Origin of the sequence: Pseudomonas sp. Pseusp97, from assembly GCF_047304025.1 — a bacterium.
Lineage (GTDB): Bacteria > Pseudomonadota > Gammaproteobacteria > Pseudomonadales > Pseudomonadaceae > Pseudomonas.
In genome coordinates, this window is record NZ_JBGLYK010000007.1 from 42,540 (window position 1) to 58,912 (window position 16,373).

A 16,373-nucleotide genomic window follows, 5' to 3' on the forward strand; every position below is an offset into this window, starting at 1 on the left:
TGCGCTCGCTCAATGGCTGGCAGAGCCCTGCGCGCCACGCTGCGCCAGGGAGTAGGGTTCAGCGTGCCGCGTTTGCGGCAGCGCTTCCCGGTTGAGCAGTTCGCGCACCGGGAAAGCGAAGTCGACGCCCAGCTCCTTCATTCCCGCCAGCAGCTGCAGGTTGATCCGCTGCTGCACGTCCATGTAGCGATTGAAGTCGGCGGTTTGCATGATGTAGACGACCTCGTAGAGCAGGCGGCTTTCGTCGAAGGCCAGGAAGTGGGCGCGGTCGAACCTGGCTTCGTCGATATCGTCGACGATCTGCTTCACCAGGTCGGCCACTGCCTTGGCCTTCTCGGCCGAAGTGCGGTAGCTGATGCCGAACTGGAAGACGATGCGCCGGGTGTTCATGCGCTTGTAGTTGTGCAACGTCTGCTTGAGCAGTTCGGCGTTGGAACAGACGATCTGCTCGCCGCTCAGGCTGCGGATACGGGTGGTTTTCAGGCCGATGTGCTCGATGGTCCCGGCGACATCGCCGAACACCACGAAATCGCCGATCTCGAAAGGCTTGTCGAAGCCGATCGACAGCGAGGCGAAGATGTCGCTGAGGATGGTCTGCACGGCCAGCGCCACGGCGATGCCGCCGACGCCGAGGCTGGCGATCAGCGCGGTGATGTCCACGCCCAGGTTGGCGAGGATCGACAGCAGCATCACCGCCCAGACCACCACCAGCACGACCACCGAGATGATCGACGCCATCACCGGGTTGTGCATGCCGCCGAACCGCACCAGGGACAGGTCGCGCGTCCACAGCCGCACACAGGCGTCCAGCCACCAGGCCACCTGCAGCGCGAGCACCACGAACCAGGCGTGGGACAGCGCTGCACTCCAGTTGTCCGGCAGGTCGGTCAGTTTCAGCGCGAGCATCAGGGCGAAGACGAAGATCAGCACGTTGCTGGTTCGCGCGGTGATCGCCGACGCGTAGCGCGCCCAATGGCTGGTGCGGCCCTCCAGGCGCTTGCGCGCCGAACCGATCAGAAAGCGCAGGATGACGAATCCAGCGACAGCGGCCAGCACAACCAGCGCCAGTTGGCCCAGCTGGGGCAGATCCAGCCAGGAATTGAGCGACTCCATGGGTCATCCTCATCGACGGTGACAGGAATAGGTTTTGGGGAGAAGGGCGGGAGGAAGTTCAGTTGCGCTGTGCGAGCGGCGCAGGCGGGGTCATAGCAGGAGGGAGCTGAGGAGGGCGGGGTGCCGCCCTCCAGCGGATGGCGCGATCAGTGCCAGAACAGCGCGATCAGGATGATGATCGGGATCGGCACGCCGAGGAAGTAAAGGAGGATCGAGCGCATGGTGTATCTCCTGTCAGCGGATGGAATGGCTGGTGGCGTGAACGCCAGCGGTGGTGTGGCTCAGCAGCAGGTCTGCATCGCGACGGCGGCCGCCGTGGATGGCCATGAAGCTGGCGAAGAACGCGCCGCACAGCAGCGCGGCGAACATCCACAGCGCCGAGCCCGCGGCCACCTTGCGCGCCGTGTCGGCGGCCTGCAGCGCCTGCTGCTTGGCCTGCTGGGCCTGGGCGAACACTGCATCGATGCGCTGTTCGGCTTCGGCCTGGCTGATCCCGGTGCGCTGGGCGATCACCCGTGCCAGGTAGGTGCGGTCCTGCGCGTTGAGCTGGCCTTCACCCAGGCCGCGCAGGAAGATGCGCGAGGCCACCGCATGGGCCGCGTCGTCGCTGACGGACACCGGGCGATCGTCGCGGAACAGCGTGTCGATGAAGTACGCGGAGTCGTTGTCATTGTTCGAAGAGGCGCTGCTGGTGGCGCTGGCCGCTGCGCCCGCAGCCACCGTGGCGCCGGCCTGCAAGCCGCCCCCCACCAGGCTGCTGACCGAGCCGATGACCAGGGTGGCGGTGACCAGCGTGGCGATGGCCCAGGCGAGGAAGCCATGGGCGGTATCGCGGAAGTAGACTTCGTCGCCGTGCAGGCTGGCCCATTTCACCCGCAGACGCCCGGCGAGATAGCCGCCCAGGCCCGAGGCCAGGATCTGCGTGATCGCCAACCAGATGAAGGTTGAAATGCTCATCTGCTTGAAGGTGCCACCATCCCCCGGCCAGGGCGATACGGCGGAAAAGCCCAGGCCGAATCCCAGAACGATGAGGATGAGCGATAGCGCCGCAGCGGCGGCAGCGCCGGCGAGGATCGCCGCCCAGGACACGCCGGATCGGTCGTGCGCGGAGGCGAGGGCGGAGGCAGTAGCATCAGTGCTGGAAATCATGGTGTTGCTCCTCGGATGGGTCCGAGGCTGTTTTTGCACCTGACGTGCCAGGCATTACAAAATATTTACTCTTTTATTTTCAACAACTTGCATTAAAGACAAGCGAATCGGCCATGCAGGATGCATGAACAGCCGTCCAGCGAAGCGCAGGATGCACGATTTTTTCCGGTGGATGGCGCCCTGCCGTCGCTCCGCTCAGGACAGCGGAGAGGACGAGCAGGGCGAGGCTGGCAGGTCAGGCAGCGGCGCCCTTGGCGTGGTCGCGGCCGGCACGGACGTCGAAAGCACCGCCGGTGAGCACGCCGTCTACCGTCACCCGGCCCTTGCCGGGCAACAGCGGGAAGACCAGCTCGGCGAAGCGATAGGCTTCTTCCAGATGCGGATAGCCCGACAGCACGAAGCTGTCGACGCCCAGCGCAGCGTATTCCAGCAGGCGCTCGGCAACGGTTTGCGCATCGCCCACCAGTGCGGTGCCGGCGCCGCCGCGCACCAGGCCGACGCCGGCCCAGAGATTCGGCGCCACCTCCAGCTTGTTGCGGTCACCGCCGTGCAAGGCCGCCATGCGCTGCTGGCCGACCGAATCCATCTTCGCGTAGTTGGTTTGCGCCGCGGCGATGGTGGCGTCGTCCAGGTGGCTGATCAGCTCGTCGGCGGCGGCCCAAGCTTTCTCGTTGGTCTCGCGGACGATCACGTGCAGGCGCACGCCGAAGCGTACGGTGCGGCCCTGGCGTGCGGCGCGTTCACGCACGTCGGCGATCTTCTCGGCCACTGCGGCCGGCGGCTCGCCCCAGGTCAGGTAGGCGTCCACATGCTTGGCGGCCAGCTCGTGGGCGGCCGGCGAGGAACCGCCGAAGTAAAGCGGCGGATGGGGCTTCTGTACGGGCGGGAAGAAGTTCTGCGCGCCGTTGACCTTCAGGTGCCGGCCTTCGTAGTCCACGGTTTCGCCTGACAGCAAGCGGCGCCAGATGGTGAGGAATTCGTCCGAAGCGGCGTAGCGTTCGTCATGGCTGAGGAAAACCCCGTCAGCCTCCAGTTCGGTGCTGTCGCCACCGGGCACGACATTGAGCAGCAACCTCCCGCCACTGGCCTGGTCCAGCGTAGCCGCCTGGCGCGCCGAAGCGGTGGGATTGCCCAGCGAGGTGCGCAACGCCACCAGCAGCTTGATGCGCTGGGTGACCGGCACCAGGCTGGCGGCGGTCACACAGGGATCCAGACAACTGCTGCCGGTGGGGATCAGCAGGCCGTCATAGCCGAGCTGGTCGGCGGCCACGGCGATCTGCCGCATGTACTCGTTGGTTGCCGGCCGGCCGCTACTGGAATGACCCAGGTAGCGGGTGTCGCCGGAAGTCGGCAGGAACCAGAAAATATCCAGACTCATGGGGTGTCCTCGTTGCCATCGTCGAAGTGGGGCGGTGCCCCGTCGGTGCACGCGTGGCAGATCTTCGTTGGAATAGGCCGGCAGCCGGCACGGTTCGTGCGCTCGGTTCAGGCGGAAGGAAGAGAACGGCTGCAGGTCGGGTTCTGCGTTGGAGCAAGCCCTGTGCCAGAGCGGTCCGACCAGGAATGAAGGGGTTCCCGAGTTCAACGCGCTGTTTCTCCAACAACACTGCTGTTGAATCACTGTTGATGCAGAAACAGCTGTCCTGCCAAAAAGGCATTAGGTTATGCCTTCCGGCGATTTGTCCTACGAAGCTGGACCGATCAGGATAGTCCGACGTGATTGAAAGCCCCTGCCTACCAAGGAACACAGCAAGCGATGAACGACGCCAAGCGACTGAACGAAAACGGCCCGGTGAACTGGCAACTGGCGCAGATCGTCGAGGACCTGCGCGGCGCACGCAGCGAATGGCGCGCTCGCACCGGCCGCCACCCGGAACAGGGCGGGCGGGAACTGCCCTCGCGCCAGTCCATCGAGGAAGTGGTGGAACGCCTGGCGAGCGCGCTGTTCCCCATGCGCCTGGGTCCGAATGACCTGCGTGAGGAGAGTGAGGACTTCTTCGTCGGCCACACCCTGGATGCGGCACTGAACGCGCTGCTGGTCCAGGCTCGCCTGGAACTGCGCTACAGCGCCCGGCAGCGTGGCGACGCGGTGGACAGCCGGATCGACGAGCACGCCGTGGTGCTGGTACGCGATTTCGCCCGGGCGCTGCCGCAAATGCGCAAGCTGCTCGATGCCGACGTGCTCGCTGCCTACCAGGGCGACCCGGCGGCGCGCAGTGTCGACGAGGTCCTGCTGTGCTATCCGGGCGTGGTCGCGATCATCCACCATCGCCTGGCACACCACCTGTACAACGCCGGCCTGCCACTGCTGGCGCGGATGATCTCGGAGCTGGCGCATTCGGCCACCGGCATCGACATCCACCCCGGCGCGCAGATCGGCAGCAGCTTCTTCATCGACCATGGCACCGGCGTGGTCATCGGCGAAACCGCGATCATCGGCAAGCAGGTGCGCATCTACCAGGCCGTGACCCTGGGTGCCAAGCGCTTCACCTCGGACGAGACTGGCCAGTTGCACAAGGGCGAACCGCGCCACCCGATCGTCGAGGACGAGGTGGTGATCTATGCCGGAGCGACCATTCTCGGCCGCGTGACCATCGGCAAGGGCTCGACCATCGGCGGCAACGTCTGGCTGACCCGTAGCGTGCCGCCGGGCAGTCAGGTCAGCCAGGCCAGCCTGCAGCACGACGAGAGCCGCTGCGAAAAGGACTGAGCGGGACCGTCTGCGGACACGCAGGGCGAAGCGGGGGAGTTGACAGCTCCCTCGCTCCTTCAGCAGTATCCGTCAGACATTTCGCGCAACGGCACTTTCATGTTCCTCGACCTCAACCACTCGCTCTCCGCTTCGGGCCTCCTTGCCCGGGCCTGCGCGTGCGTTGTCGTTGCCAAGAAATCGAAGAAACAGTCGCTCATTTGACCGGGGCGCTGTCCCGTCAGATGGGCTGACAGGACACATGGCGCAAGGTCGAACCTCCCCCGCTTGATTCCCGCATCCCTCCCTGACGGCGACCCGACGGTCAGCCAACAGGAGTTTTTGCATGTCGGATTTTCGTGGGATCTGGGTGGCGCTGGTCACTCCCTTTCGTGATGGCGCGGTCGATTACGCGGCGCTGCAGGGCCTGGTAGCCAAGCTTCTGGAAGAGGGCGTAAGCGGCTTCGTGGTCTGCGGCACCACCGGCGAGGCCGCCGCGCTGAACCATGAAGAGCAGCTCGAAGTGCTCGATGCGGTGCTGCAATGGGTGCCAGCGCAACAGGTGATCATGGGCCTGGCCGGCAACAACCAGCGGGAGCTGCTGGCCTGCCTGGAGGATATCCAGCGTCGTCCGGTGGCGGGCGTGCTGGTGCCGGCGCCTTATTACATCCGCCCGTCCCAGGCCGGGCTGGAAGCCTTCTTCCATAGCGTCGCCGACGCCGCCCGCGTTCCCGTGGTGCTCTACGACATTCCCTACCGCACCGGCGTGCGCATCGAGCGTGAAACGCTGCGCCGCATCGTGCGCCATCCCAACATCGTAGCCATCAAGGATTGCGCAGGCGACGTGGAAACCACCCTGGCGCTGATTGCCGATGGCCAAGTGCAGGTGCTGACCGGGGAAGACCTGCAGATTTTCACCAATCTCTGCCTGGGAGGCGCTGGCGCGATCTCCGCTTCGGCCCATGTGCGCGCCGATCTGTATGTGCAGCTGTACCGGCAGATGGAGGAGGGTGACGTGATCTCCGCCCGGCGGACTTTCCACCGCCTGTTGCCGTGGATACAGGCCGCCTTCGCCGAACCCAACCCGGCTGCGGTGAAGGGAGCGCTTGCCGTACAGGGTCTGATTGGCAACGAACTCCGCGAACCCATGCAGGCCTGCACACCGGCAACTCTGGAGCGACTGAAGAGCGTCCTGGCGGATCTGGCCGGCTAGGCGCTACGGGATTTCGGCCAAGGAAATTGCGCTCTGAGCAAGATATCCGGAGCGGGTTTCCTACACGAACTTCTGCGCAGGAATCGGCGCAAAACTCCTGGTAACGCGTTACCAAAAGCATCCCTAAGAATTGGTAACGCGTTACTATTGATCTCATGTCTTCGCGCTGAAATAAGCCAGAAACGCCCGCGCCACGGGCACTTCGTATGGTTTGCGACTGCTCCCGAACACCCGCGAGCGGGACCGCACGACAGCTGTGCCGGTGCGGCACACGGATGGGAGCGTGAGGCTGAGGGCAGGCCGCCGATGCGCGGACGACACGGCGGCAGGGCGGATCAGGTCGCCGCAGGGAATCGCAGAGTGACGCACAACCCGGTTCGCGACGCGCTGTCCGTGTAATCCAGTTCTATGCCCGCGCCGGCCCGGCTGGCAATCGCCTTGACGATGGACAGGCCCAGCCCGGAGCCGATTTCGTCGCTTCCCGGCACCCGGTAGAAAGCATCGAAGACCCGTTCGCGCTCGGTCCTGGGAATGCCCGGGCCGGTGTCGCTGATCTGCAGGACGACCATTCCTTCCTGGTGCTGCACGCGAAGGTCGACCCTCCCGCCGACGGGTGTGTAGCGCAGGGCATTGTCGACCAGGTTCTTGACCAGGGTCTGCAGGTCCAGCTCGTTCGTCACCATCTCGCAGTCATCGCCCTCCACACCGAGGTCGAGCTGCTTCTTCTCGGCGACCGGCAGGAGCTCCTCGAGCACCTGGCGATAGACCTTGTGCACGGAAACCCGCGACTGAGCCATGGCCCCCGATGACTGCGCGCTGGCCAGTGCCAGAAGCTGGTCGATGAGATTGCGCCCGCGCTCGATGCCTTGCCTCAGCCTGGCCAGGCGCTCGCGGGCGGGCTCGGACATTTCAGCGGCTGACAGGCGTTCGGCCTGCAGCGACAGCGCGGTCAGCGGCGAGCGCAGTTCGTGGGCCGCGTCGGCGACGAACCGGCGCTGGGCCTCCATGGACTTGCCGACGCGCCCGAGCAGGCGGTTGATGGCGAGCGCAAAGGACCGGACTTCCGTGGGCAGGTCGCGCACGTCGATAGGGGCCATGTCCTGCTCGTCGCGGCGATCGATCTCGGCCGACAGGGTCGCAATGGGGCGGAACAGCTTGCGGATCAGGTCCGCCACGACCAGCAGCAGGACAGGAATCAGGATCACGAAGGGAATCACGCCTCTGCGCGCGCTTTCACGGGCTTCGCGGTCGCGACTCTCCGTCTCCTGGGCGATGGCGATGCGCTGTCCCTGCGCGGTGGCCCTGACCAGCACACGGAATTCCTCGCCACCGACGCTGACGGTCGAGAAGCCATCCTGCAGATTGCCGGGAAGTGGCAGTGGCAGGCTGTTGTCATCGGTTTTGCGGGCGAGGGCGCTGTCGGCCAGGTACTGCACGATCACCCGCGTTTCCTCGTTGTCGCCGGCAATGGCTGGCGCACTGGCAGGGTAGTGCGGCCGCATCTGCTGGCGCTCAACCAGCGTGGCAACCTGCTTCAGCGTGTTGTCCTGCATCTCCAGCGCTTCCTGGTAACCCGCCAGGAAGGCGAAGACACTCGCCACCAGGGCGACGATCAGGATGGTCACCGAGAGCGCCAGGGACAGGCGGAACTGCACGGAATCCCTCAGTCGCCTTTGGAAACCATCCATCCCATTCCCCTTACGTTCCGGATGACCTGGGCCCCGAGCTTCTTGCGCAGCGAGTGGATCAGGAATTCGATGGCGTTGCTCTCGACCTCATGGCCCCAGCCGTAGATGCGGTCTTCCAGCTCGCTGCGCGAAAGAATGGCGCCGGGCCGGATCAGCAAGGCCTGCAGCAGGCTGAACTCGCGATTGGACAGTTGCACGTCGCGGGCCTGCGCGCTGCTCGCCAGCTTTGCCACCGGGTCCAGCGATACCGCACCGTTGCTGAGAATGGGCGATGCCGCTCCGCCCTTGCGGCGCATGACCGCGCGCATGCGCGCGAGCAACTCCGCCATCTCGAAGGGTTTGAGCAGATAGTCGTCGGCGCCGCCGTCCAGTCCTCTCAGGCGGTCTTCGAGGCTGTCCCGCGCTGTGATGATGAGCAGCGGGACGGGATTGTCCCGCGAGCGGATGCTCTCGAGCACGCTCAACCCGTCGCGGCCGGGCAGGCCGAGGTCGAGCAGCACCTGGTCATATACCTGGCTGCTCATGGCCGATAATGCGGTAAGGCCGTTGTTGACCCAGTCGACGGCGTAACCGGCATCCTTGAGGGCAGCTTCGACGGCCTCGCCGATCATGGGGTCATCCTCGACCAGCAGTATTCGCATGCTCCAGCCTCTGGCTCCTGAATGCGTGTTGCCCGGCAGCCCCTCGGGCTGCCGGGCAAGGAAATGTCTTCAGACGATAGCCCTGAATGGCCCTGCCGGGCATCAGGATTGGCGCTGCCCCTGCAGGAGGTCGAAAGTCTTCATCAGCTCGTCCATGGCTGCCTTGCAGGCCGTCTGCTGCGGATTGCTGTCGCGCAGGGCATCCAGCGCGCGGTCGATGGCCTTGTCGAGGACATGCCAATCACTGACGGCGCGCGGCTTGATCCCTGCCTCGGCATTATCCCAGGCCAGTTCAAGGTCCTTGATCCGGGCTTTGCCTTGTTCCAGTTGGTTTTTGTCGACCAGCGCGGTGACATCGACAGCGATGCTGCGGAATTCCGAGAGGTCGCCAAGCTGGGTAGCCGCGCGTGGTCCTGCGCTGGCCTGTTGGCTGGAGCCGGCCTTGGGCTCGTCTTGCTTTGAGCAACCAGCTGCCAGGCCGAGGAGGGCGATCGCGGAGGCGAGCGCGACCTTGCAGACGATTTTCTTGAAGTAGGTCATGAGGGATTCCTTGGAAATGAGCAGGCGTTACTGGGGGATGCGTTGACTGTTGTTGACGCCGAGCTGGGCGACCGTCACCAGGATCAGGATCACGCAGAGGAAGATCGCGCTGGTCCAGGTGGCGCCCATGCCCAGGCCGCCATAGGTCTTGGCCTGGGTGAGCAGGTCACCCAGCGAGGCGCCGAAGGGGCGGGTCAGGATGTAGGCGATCCAGAAGCTCGGCACGGCTTTCGCGCCGAGCTTCCAGGCCAGGAAAGTGCCTGCGAGCAGGACGCCGAACAGGCCGACGCCAACGGTGAAGCCCATGCTCAGCGCTTCGGTCGCCAGATCACCCGCCGCGGTGCCCAGGGCGAAGGTGCAAAGCACGGTCGTCCAGTAGAACAGCTCGCGTCGCGGGGTGACGATCTCCTGGATCGACAGGTTGCGCTCGACGGCGTACCAGACACCGAAGTTGACCGCCAGCAGACCGGAGAACACGGCAGTGCTGAGGTACAGGCTGACGTCCAGCACGTCGGTGAGGATGTCGGTCAGTTGGGTGCCGAGGATGCTCACCACGACCACTGTCAGCCAGTAGATCCACGGCGTGTAGGCGCGGGTGCGCAACTGCAGGGCCAGGGCGATGGCCAGCAGGCCAGCCATGGCTGCCGTGGTGATGCCCAGGCCAAGGCCGGCATCCACGGCGAGAAAGTCGGCGAAGGTCTCGCCCACGGTGGTGGACATGATCTTGATGACCCAGAAGGCCAGCGTGACCTCCGGGACCTTGTTCAGCCAATGGATTTTCGTACCGGGATTCATGGCGAGGCGTCTCCTTCGCAGCATGTGGGTGGCGTGAAGGAGAGCCTACGGGGCGAAACTTAGCTGAGACTGAGGGGGCGCCGGTCCGTCGTGAAGGAGTGAGCGGCGCCGCTGACGAGGATGCGGACGCGCGTTCCCGGCTCGGGGCAGTCCATGGCCGGCACCCGGACCGGGATAGTCAGCCCATCTTCGGACAGGGGCGCTTCGAGACGGACCATCACGGTGCACTTGTCGCCACCGAAGTCACTGCCCACCACCACGCCATGACAGCCGTCCGGACTGGTGGGGAACTCAGTGCTGCGGCTCAGGTGAAGCTGCTCGGGACGCAGCAGTATCTGCGCGTGGCCGTTGCATGCAGCATTGCTGGCGATCAGATTGCCCAGCGCGCAGCGAGCCCAGCCGTTGCTGAGGTGGGCGCGAAATACCAGGGCGTCTCCCAGGAACGCGGCGGTCTCCTCGTCGACGGGGCGCAGATAGAGGTCCTTTGGCGCACCCGACTGCACCAGGCGCCCCTGGCGAATGACCGCGAGCTGATCGCCGAACGACAACGCTTCCTCCTGGTCGTGGGTCACCAGGATGGCCGTGACGCCGGCATCGCTCAGGACCTTCGAGACCGCCTTGCGCATGGAAACGCGCAGGCCGCTGTCCAGGGCAGAGAACGGCTCGTCGAGCAGCATCAGTTTCGGACTCTGCGCCAGCGCCCTGGCCAGCGCCACACGCTGCTGCTGGCCGCCGGACAGCTCGTGGGGCCAGCGGGTGGCCATGGATGCGTTGAGCGAGACCATTTCCAGCAGTTCCTGGATGCGCCGGTCGCGATTCTCCATTCCCTTGGGCAGCCCGAAGCCGATGTTCTCGGCCACCGTCAGGTGGGGAAACAGCGCGCCGTCCTGCGGAACGTAGCCGATGCCCCGACGGTGCGCCGGGACAAAGGTACTGTCGCCGGCGAGCGTCACCCCATCGAGCGTAATCGTCCCCAGGTCGGGTACCTCGAAGCCGGCAATCAGCCGGAGGAGGGTGGTCTTGCCTGAGCCCGAGGGGCCGACAATCGCCGCCCGGCCGCCGCTTGGCACGGACAGGTTGAAGTTCTCGATCGCGGCATAGGCGCCAAAGAACCGGGAGACGGACTTCAGTTCGAGCGTGCTCATCGACCTGCTACTCGCTTGGATTGGTGATAGAGAATCCCGGTCAGGGGGAGGGACAGCAGAATCATCAGCAGGGCGTAGGGCGCCGCCGCGGCGTAGTCGATCTCGCTGGTTTTGGACCAGAAGGCCGTGGCCAGCGTCGAAGTGCCGCTGGGCGACAGGAGCAGCGTCGCGGTGAGCTCGTTGACGATGGCCAGGAATACCAGGGCCACGCCGGCGGCGGCTCCCGGCGCGGCAAAACGGACGGTGACGCCCCACAACGCCTGCATCGGCGTGCGACCCAGGCTGCGGGCGATGTTCTCCAGTTCGACTGGCGCCTGGGCCAGCCCGGCGCGCAGGCTGACCAGTGCGCGTGGCAGGAACATCAGCACGTAGGCCAGCAGCACGGTGAAGACGGTCTGGTACAACGGCTGGGCGAAGCGGATCGTGACGCTGACCAGGGCCAGGGCGATCACGATGCCCGGCAGCGCGCTGGCCACGTAGTTGCTGCCTTCGAGCAGGCGCTGGAAGCGGCTCGGCGCGCGAACGGAAATCCAGGCAATCGGAACGGCGGCAACAGTGGTCAGCAGCGCTCCCGCCGCGCCCAGCAGCAGAGTCTGGCCCAGGCAGTTCAGCAGCTCCGGCGAGCTCCAGACCGCGACGCCGCCAGCCTTGAGCCACTTGCCCAGGGTGATCAGCGGGACGCCCAGCGAGGCTGCGGTGAAAGCCACGCAGAAAATCAGCACGAACATCGAAGATTTCCAGCCCAGCCGGTACTGCCGGGGCGAACGCGGGCTACCGGCACCAATGCGTGCATAACGCGCGGAGCCCCTCGTGGCTGACTCCAGGCTGAGCATCATCAGGCAACCCAGGGCGAGTACGCCGGCCAGCATGTTCGCTGCCGGCCCGCTGAAGGAGGACTGGAACTGATCGAAAATCGCTGTCGTGAAGGTATCGAAGCGAATCAGCGCGAACAGCCCGTATTCCGCCAGCAGGTGCAGACCGACCAGCAGCGAACCGCCCCAGATCGCTACGCGCAGTTGTGGCAGCACGACGCGCAGGAACACCTTGAACGGCCGCTCGCCCAGCGACTCGGCGACATCTTCCAGGACTGGGTCCAGCCGCCGTAGCGCGGCGGCGGCTGGCAGGTAGATGAAGGGCGAATAGGCGATCACCGAGACCAGTACCGCCGGGAACAGCCCGTGGATCGAAGGCGCAAGGCTGATCCACGCGTAGCTGTGGACGAACGCCGGGATGGCCAGCGGAGCCACGACCAGCAGCGACAGCAGGCGTCTTCCCGGAAGATTGGTGCGCTCGGTCAGCCAGGCCATCGCGATGCCGTGAAACACGCAAAGCGGAACGGTCAGCATGACGAGCAGCAGCGTGTTGTACAGCAACTCCGCGACCCGCGGGCGGAACACCAGCTTGGAGATCAACGGAATACCTGCCTGGACGCCGGCAGTGGCCACGAAGACCAGGGGGAGCAGGGCGAATGCCGATATCAGCAGCGCAACCCCCAGCACCCAGAGTTGCCCTGAACCGTTTCGCCAGCGGCGCAGCGTTGATAGTTGCGGCTTGCTCCTGGTGTCGCGCAGGCGCGTATCCGGCCCGAACTGTTGTGCCGTCACTTAGAGCAGGCCCGCCTGGATCATCAGGTCCACGACCTTCTGGCTATCCAGCCGGGAAGCATCGATGACCGGCGCATCCAGCTGCTCCAGCGGGACCAGCTTCGGGTTCGACGGTGCACCGTCGCCAACCGCGTACTCGAAGGAGTTGCCGTCACGCAGGATGGCCTGGCCCTTGGGGCCGGTAATCCATTGCAGGAATGCCTGGGCCTGCTTCTGGTGCTTGCTCGAAGCCAGCACGCCGCCGCCGGAGAGACTGATGAAAGCGCCAGGGTCCTGGTGCCGGAAATAGTGCAGGGCGGTGTTGCCGCTGTTCTCGCCTGTTCGGGCCTGGTCGCCGAAGTAGTAATAGTGGTAGATCACGCCGGAGTCGATCTGCCCGGCGTTCACAGCCTTGAGCACGGCGTTGTTGCCCCGGTAGTTCCGCGCGCCGGCCTTCAGCGCCTCGAGCCAGTCGAGGGTCACGGCTTCGCCCTTGAGTTCCAGCAGAGCCCCGACGATAGCCTGGAAATCAGCTCCAGCAGGCGATGCGGACCAGCGCCCGATCCATTGCGGCTCGGCCAGCTCCAGCAGCGACTTGGGCAGCTCGGACTCTTTCACCCGGTCCTTGTTGTAGACGAAGACGGTGGAACGGGCGGCGATGCCAACCCAGTGGCCCTGGGCTGTTCTGAACGGCGCGGCGACCTGGGCGATGGTGGCCGGGTCGACGGGCGCGAAAAGTCCGGCGTGATCGACGAGCATCATCGCGGGGGAATTCTCGGTCAGGAAGACATCGGCCGGAGAAGCCTTTCCTTCCTGCACGATCTGGTTGCCCAGTTCGATATCGTCGCCCTTGCGCAGGGTGACCTTGATCCCGGTATCGCGGGTGAAACCTTCGCTCCAGGCCTTGGTCAGCGACTCGTGCTGGGCGTCGTAGACCACGATTCCGTCTTCATCCGAGGCCGCCAGCGCTGATCCGGCGCCCAGCAACGCAGCGCTTCCGATCGCGACCAGGATGGCCAGCGAGGCTCCGCACAATTTCATCAAACGCGCTCCAATCAATGCAGTCCACAAGGCGGGCTGACCGCTGCGCCTTTCCAGAGTGGCGGCGATATTCGCCTGACGGCTGTTAAGAAATTGTCGTTCTCATTTGATGGAGCGCGATGAGTGGCGGCGATGGGGAGTGGCGATCCATCCCGAACCGGCCAGATGCAGAGTTGCCTGCCGTGCGTATCCAGATGATCGGGCAGACAAGCGGCCAGTTCGAAACAGCCAGGCACTGAGCAGCGATTGATGAAGAGCGCTGAAAGACCAGGAGTCCTCGCGGACAGGTTGGTTGGTGCTCGGAAGAACAAAAGAGAATGCACAGGCGCGTAGGAAGTCGCAGCGGAAAAAGAGTCGGCAGTGAAATGCAGAGCGCCAGGCAGTAAGCAGCGTTGTGGTGGCGCTGATTCTGAGACACTCGATGCTGATCTCTCCATAGATAACTTCGCATAATGTATATTATGTTAAATTACATATAGACTCATGCCATCCTGTACAAAGCTCTCCGCGATCTGCCCACGCCCTGCCAGCTTCAAACCCAAGTTGAAAAAGTCTGTCCACCTGAATAGCCCCCGACACCCTCATCCGCTTCCCGACGTTCCCTGTTTGGCGCGCGGCATCTCGATACCGTACTGCTTTACCCGCCGATAAAGCGTCGCGCGGGAAATGCCCAGCGCGGCCGCTGCCGGTGCGGGCAGCCAGCGATGACGAACCAGGGCGTCCAGCAGTTCCTGCCGCTGCGGACTGAAAACATGCTCGTCAGCCTCACGGCGATGTACGCCTCCTTGCAATTCCTGCGGCAGATCTTCCAGTCGGATCGTCTCCGAGTTGCAGATGGCGCAGGCGTAACGCAGGACATGGCGGAGCTGACGGACATTGCCCGGCCAGTGATAGCCCAGCAGGCATTCCAGCGCTCCGTCGCTGAGGCTGATGCCGATGCCGCAGAGCGCAGCCTCCTCGTCGAGAATGCGGTTGATCAGCGCCAGCTTGTCCTGCCGCTCGCGCAGCGGCGGCAGTTCGAAGCGTGCGCCACTCAGGCGAAAGTACAGGTCCTCGCGAAACTCGCCGGCCGATACCAGCGCGGCCAGGTCACGATGGCTGGCGCAGACCACCTGGATATCGATCGCCTGGCGCCGGGCGCCACCCAACGGTGCCACCTCGCCTTCGGCCAGCACTCGCAGCAGGCGCGTCTGCAAGGCAAGCGGCATGTCGCCGATCTCGTCCAGGAACAGCGTGCCGCCGTCAGCCTGTTGCAGCAGTCCCCGCATGCCTTTGCGCTCGGCCCCGGTGAACGCCCCGGCGACGTAGCCGAACAACTCGCTTTCGATCAGGCTTTCAGGAATGGCGGCGCAGTTCAGCGCAACGAAGGGTTTGTCCCGCCGCAGGCTCATCTCGTGCAATTGACGGGCGAAGACTTCCTTGCCCGCGCCGGTTTCGCCATGGATCAGCACCGGAAGGTTGCGGTTCTTCACCCGCACCGCTAGGCGCAGCGCCTCGGCTATCCGGGCATCCTCCGCCGCTGCCCTCCCCGGCACCGCCACGCTGATCGCACGCCTTGGAACACTGAGACGAATATGCAGGCCATGCTCCGCGAGATGCTGCGGGCTTTCGTCGGCAGCGGCGCGCAATCTGTCCAGGTCGAAGACCTCGCCGATGTGCTCCGGCAGCTTGCCGTAGCGCTCCTGCAGATAGCGGCGCGCCATGGGATTGAGCGCCTGGAGATGACCGTCGGCATCCCAGGCGAAGAGATAGTCCGGCTGGCTGTCGACGTAGCCTGGCGTCGAGTGGGCTCGCAGCACCCAGTTCCCCCGCGTGCTGTGCATGAAGAAGGCATTCTCGATCTGCCGGGCGCTCTGCTCCGCCATCTGGCGGATCAGGTGCTGGCTACGGCGGTCATCCGGGGATTCCACGGCGGATACGTCGAGCACACCGAGCAAGTCGCCCCAGGGATCGAATACCGGAGCCGCAGAGCAGGTCAGGCCGATGAAGGCGGCACGAAAGTGATCGCGCTTGTGGACGGTCACCGGTACGCCGTTGGCCAGCACGGCGGCCACCCCGCAGGTCCCCTCCTCGCCTTCCGACCAGCAGGTTCCCAGGTACAGCCCGGCGCGGCGGCAGTCGCTGCGAATGGTCGATTCCACGCGGTAGTCGATGGTCCGGCCCTGGGCATCGGTCAGCAGCACGCAATAGTCCGCGTCGCGCACGCGGCCATGCAGGCGTGAGACTTCCTCGCCCGCGATGCGCAGGAAGCTGTCGGCCCGGTCGCGGCATTCCTTGAGCAGCGTCTGGCTGAGGATGCGCGGCCCCTGAAGGGAGCCCGGGTCGAGGTGATGCTGCTCCATCGAGCGGCGCCAGGACTCCAGGATCAGGTTCGGCACCGGCAGGTCAGGCAGTCGTTCGGCATGTCGCAGCACGCGGCTGACGCAGTCCACGTGGGCTTTCGAGTTGGCAGGCAGCATGGGGCCTCCACGGCTCGGATCTTTTTCTTGTGACGACCATTTAAGCCCTGCGCCGCTCGCCCGACAAGCACGGCGGCCAGACGGCGGCTGCGTGAGACGCAGCGTCTCAGCGTCTCGCGGCGGGGCCTTGCAGGCTGACATGCGGCGTCTCAAACAGCTTTCTCCACGCAGGCCCGCCAAGCCGCACTGCGCGCTCTGGCATGGGCCTTTCAGGCCAGTCGGCAAACGATTGGCACCGCGTTTGCCCCTTCCTTTCGGAGGCCGCCGCCAGGTGGTCGCCACACCAAGAACAACAACAAGAGACGCCGCCATGCCCT

The 16,373-nt window shown here is 65.0% G+C and carries 13 protein-coding genes; 2 read left to right on the plus strand and 11 right to left on the minus strand.

Annotated elements, in window-relative coordinates; translation table 11 throughout:
- Positions 1–9: 9 nt before the first annotated feature.
- The 3 genes from ACCC94_RS02955 to ssuD all read right to left on the minus strand — a co-directional run bounded on the left by ACCC94_RS02955 (position 10) and on the right by ssuD (position 3,640).
- Positions 10–1,113 carry a mechanosensitive ion channel family protein gene (locus ACCC94_RS02955; RefSeq protein WP_413347960.1) on the minus strand — a complete coding sequence of 368 codons (1,104 nt, stop codon included), beginning with the start codon at positions 1,111–1,113 and terminating at the stop codon, positions 10–12.
- A gap of 234 nt (positions 1,114–1,347) precedes the next feature.
- A complete protein-coding gene (locus tag ACCC94_RS02960; RefSeq protein WP_413347961.1) occupies positions 1,348–2,262 on the minus strand; it encodes a hypothetical protein in 915 nt (304 codons plus the stop codon).
- Positions 2,263–2,497: 235 nt separating this feature from the next.
- Positions 2,498–3,640: an FMNH2-dependent alkanesulfonate monooxygenase gene (gene ssuD / locus ACCC94_RS02965; protein ID WP_413347962.1), complete on the minus strand. Its 1,143-nt coding sequence runs from the start codon at positions 3,638–3,640 to the stop codon at positions 2,498–2,500.
- 378 nt (positions 3,641–4,018) lie between these two features.
- Between ssuD and epsC the strand changes: the two genes are divergently transcribed.
- A complete protein-coding gene (gene epsC, locus ACCC94_RS02970; protein ID WP_413347963.1) occupies positions 4,019–4,972 on the plus strand; it encodes a serine O-acetyltransferase EpsC in 954 nt (317 codons plus the stop codon).
- Positions 4,973–5,297: 325 nt separating this feature from the next.
- Entirely contained in the window at positions 5,298–6,164 is an 867-nt protein-coding gene (dapA, locus tag ACCC94_RS02975) for a 4-hydroxy-tetrahydrodipicolinate synthase (protein ID WP_413347964.1), read from the plus strand.
- 335 nt (positions 6,165–6,499) lie between these two features.
- Here dapA and ACCC94_RS02980 read toward each other — a convergent pair whose 3' ends face one another.
- From ACCC94_RS02980 to ACCC94_RS03015, 8 genes are all read right to left on the minus strand, one after another.
- Positions 6,500–7,852 (minus strand): ATP-binding protein, encoded by a 1,353-nt coding sequence (locus tag ACCC94_RS02980; RefSeq protein ID WP_413347965.1) that lies wholly within the window; start codon positions 7,850–7,852, stop codon positions 6,500–6,502.
- Complete coding sequence (locus tag ACCC94_RS02985; RefSeq protein ID WP_413347966.1) at positions 7,828–8,493, minus strand: response regulator transcription factor; 666 nt, start codon at positions 8,491–8,493, stop codon at positions 7,828–7,830. The genes ACCC94_RS02980 and ACCC94_RS02985 overlap by 25 nt, the downstream gene beginning before the upstream one ends.
- 102 nt (positions 8,494–8,595) lie before the next feature.
- The gene (locus ACCC94_RS02990) at positions 8,596–9,033 is read right to left on the minus strand and encodes a hypothetical protein (protein WP_413347967.1); all 438 of its coding nucleotides are present in this window, start codon (positions 9,031–9,033) and stop codon (positions 8,596–8,598) included.
- A 27-nt stretch (positions 9,034–9,060) separates the two neighbouring features.
- Entirely contained in the window at positions 9,061–9,828 is a 768-nt protein-coding gene (locus ACCC94_RS02995) for a hypothetical protein (protein WP_413347968.1), read from the minus strand.
- A 59-nt stretch (positions 9,829–9,887) separates the two neighbouring features.
- The gene (locus tag ACCC94_RS03000) at positions 9,888–10,973 is read right to left on the minus strand and encodes an ABC transporter ATP-binding protein (protein ID WP_413347969.1); all 1,086 of its coding nucleotides are present in this window, start codon (positions 10,971–10,973) and stop codon (positions 9,888–9,890) included.
- Positions 10,970–12,508, minus strand: a complete 1,539-nt coding sequence (locus tag ACCC94_RS03005; RefSeq protein WP_413347983.1) for an ABC transporter permease — start codon at positions 12,506–12,508, stop codon at positions 10,970–10,972. Before ACCC94_RS03005 ends, ACCC94_RS03000 begins: the two co-directional genes overlap by 4 nt.
- A 69-nt stretch (positions 12,509–12,577) precedes the next feature.
- Positions 12,578–13,597 carry an iron ABC transporter substrate-binding protein gene (locus tag ACCC94_RS03010; RefSeq protein ID WP_413347970.1) on the minus strand — a complete coding sequence of 340 codons (1,020 nt, stop codon included), beginning with the start codon at positions 13,595–13,597 and terminating at the stop codon, positions 12,578–12,580.
- 581 nt (positions 13,598–14,178) lie between these two features.
- Entirely contained in the window at positions 14,179–16,056 is a 1,878-nt protein-coding gene (locus ACCC94_RS03015; protein ID WP_413347971.1) for a sigma-54-dependent Fis family transcriptional regulator, read from the minus strand.
- Positions 16,057–16,373 lie beyond the last annotated feature (317 nt).

Excerpts from the sequence above, each read along its gene's own strand:
- ACCC94_RS02960 (WP_413347961.1), bottom strand. The coding sequence starts at position 2,262 with ATGATTTCCAGCACTGATGCTACTGCCTCCGCCCTCGCCTCCGCGCAC.
- dapA (WP_413347964.1), top strand. The coding sequence starts at position 5,298 with ATGTCGGATTTTCGTGGGATCTGGGTGGCGCTGGTCACTCCCTTTCGT.
- ACCC94_RS02985 (WP_413347966.1), bottom strand. The coding sequence starts at position 8,493 with ATGCGAATACTGCTGGTCGAGGATGACCCCATGATCGGCGAGGCCGTC.
- ssuD (WP_413347962.1), bottom strand. The coding sequence starts at position 3,640 with ATGAGTCTGGATATTTTCTGGTTCCTGCCGACTTCCGGCGACACCCGC.
- epsC (WP_413347963.1), top strand. The coding sequence starts at position 4,019 with ATGAACGACGCCAAGCGACTGAACGAAAACGGCCCGGTGAACTGGCAA.
- ACCC94_RS02980 (WP_413347965.1), bottom strand. The coding sequence starts at position 7,852 with ATGGATGGTTTCCAAAGGCGACTGAGGGATTCCGTGCAGTTCCGCCTG.
- ACCC94_RS03010 (WP_413347970.1), bottom strand. The coding sequence starts at position 13,597 with ATGAAATTGTGCGGAGCCTCGCTGGCCATCCTGGTCGCGATCGGAAGC.
- ACCC94_RS02990 (WP_413347967.1), bottom strand. The coding sequence starts at position 9,033 with ATGACCTACTTCAAGAAAATCGTCTGCAAGGTCGCGCTCGCCTCCGCG.
- ACCC94_RS02955 (WP_413347960.1), bottom strand. The coding sequence starts at position 1,113 with ATGGAGTCGCTCAATTCCTGGCTGGATCTGCCCCAGCTGGGCCAACTG.
- ACCC94_RS03000 (WP_413347969.1), bottom strand. The coding sequence starts at position 10,973 with ATGAGCACGCTCGAACTGAAGTCCGTCTCCCGGTTCTTTGGCGCCTAT.
- ACCC94_RS03015 (WP_413347971.1), bottom strand. The coding sequence starts at position 16,056 with ATGCTGCCTGCCAACTCGAAAGCCCACGTGGACTGCGTCAGCCGCGTG.
- ACCC94_RS02995 (WP_413347968.1), bottom strand. The coding sequence starts at position 9,828 with ATGAATCCCGGTACGAAAATCCATTGGCTGAACAAGGTCCCGGAGGTC.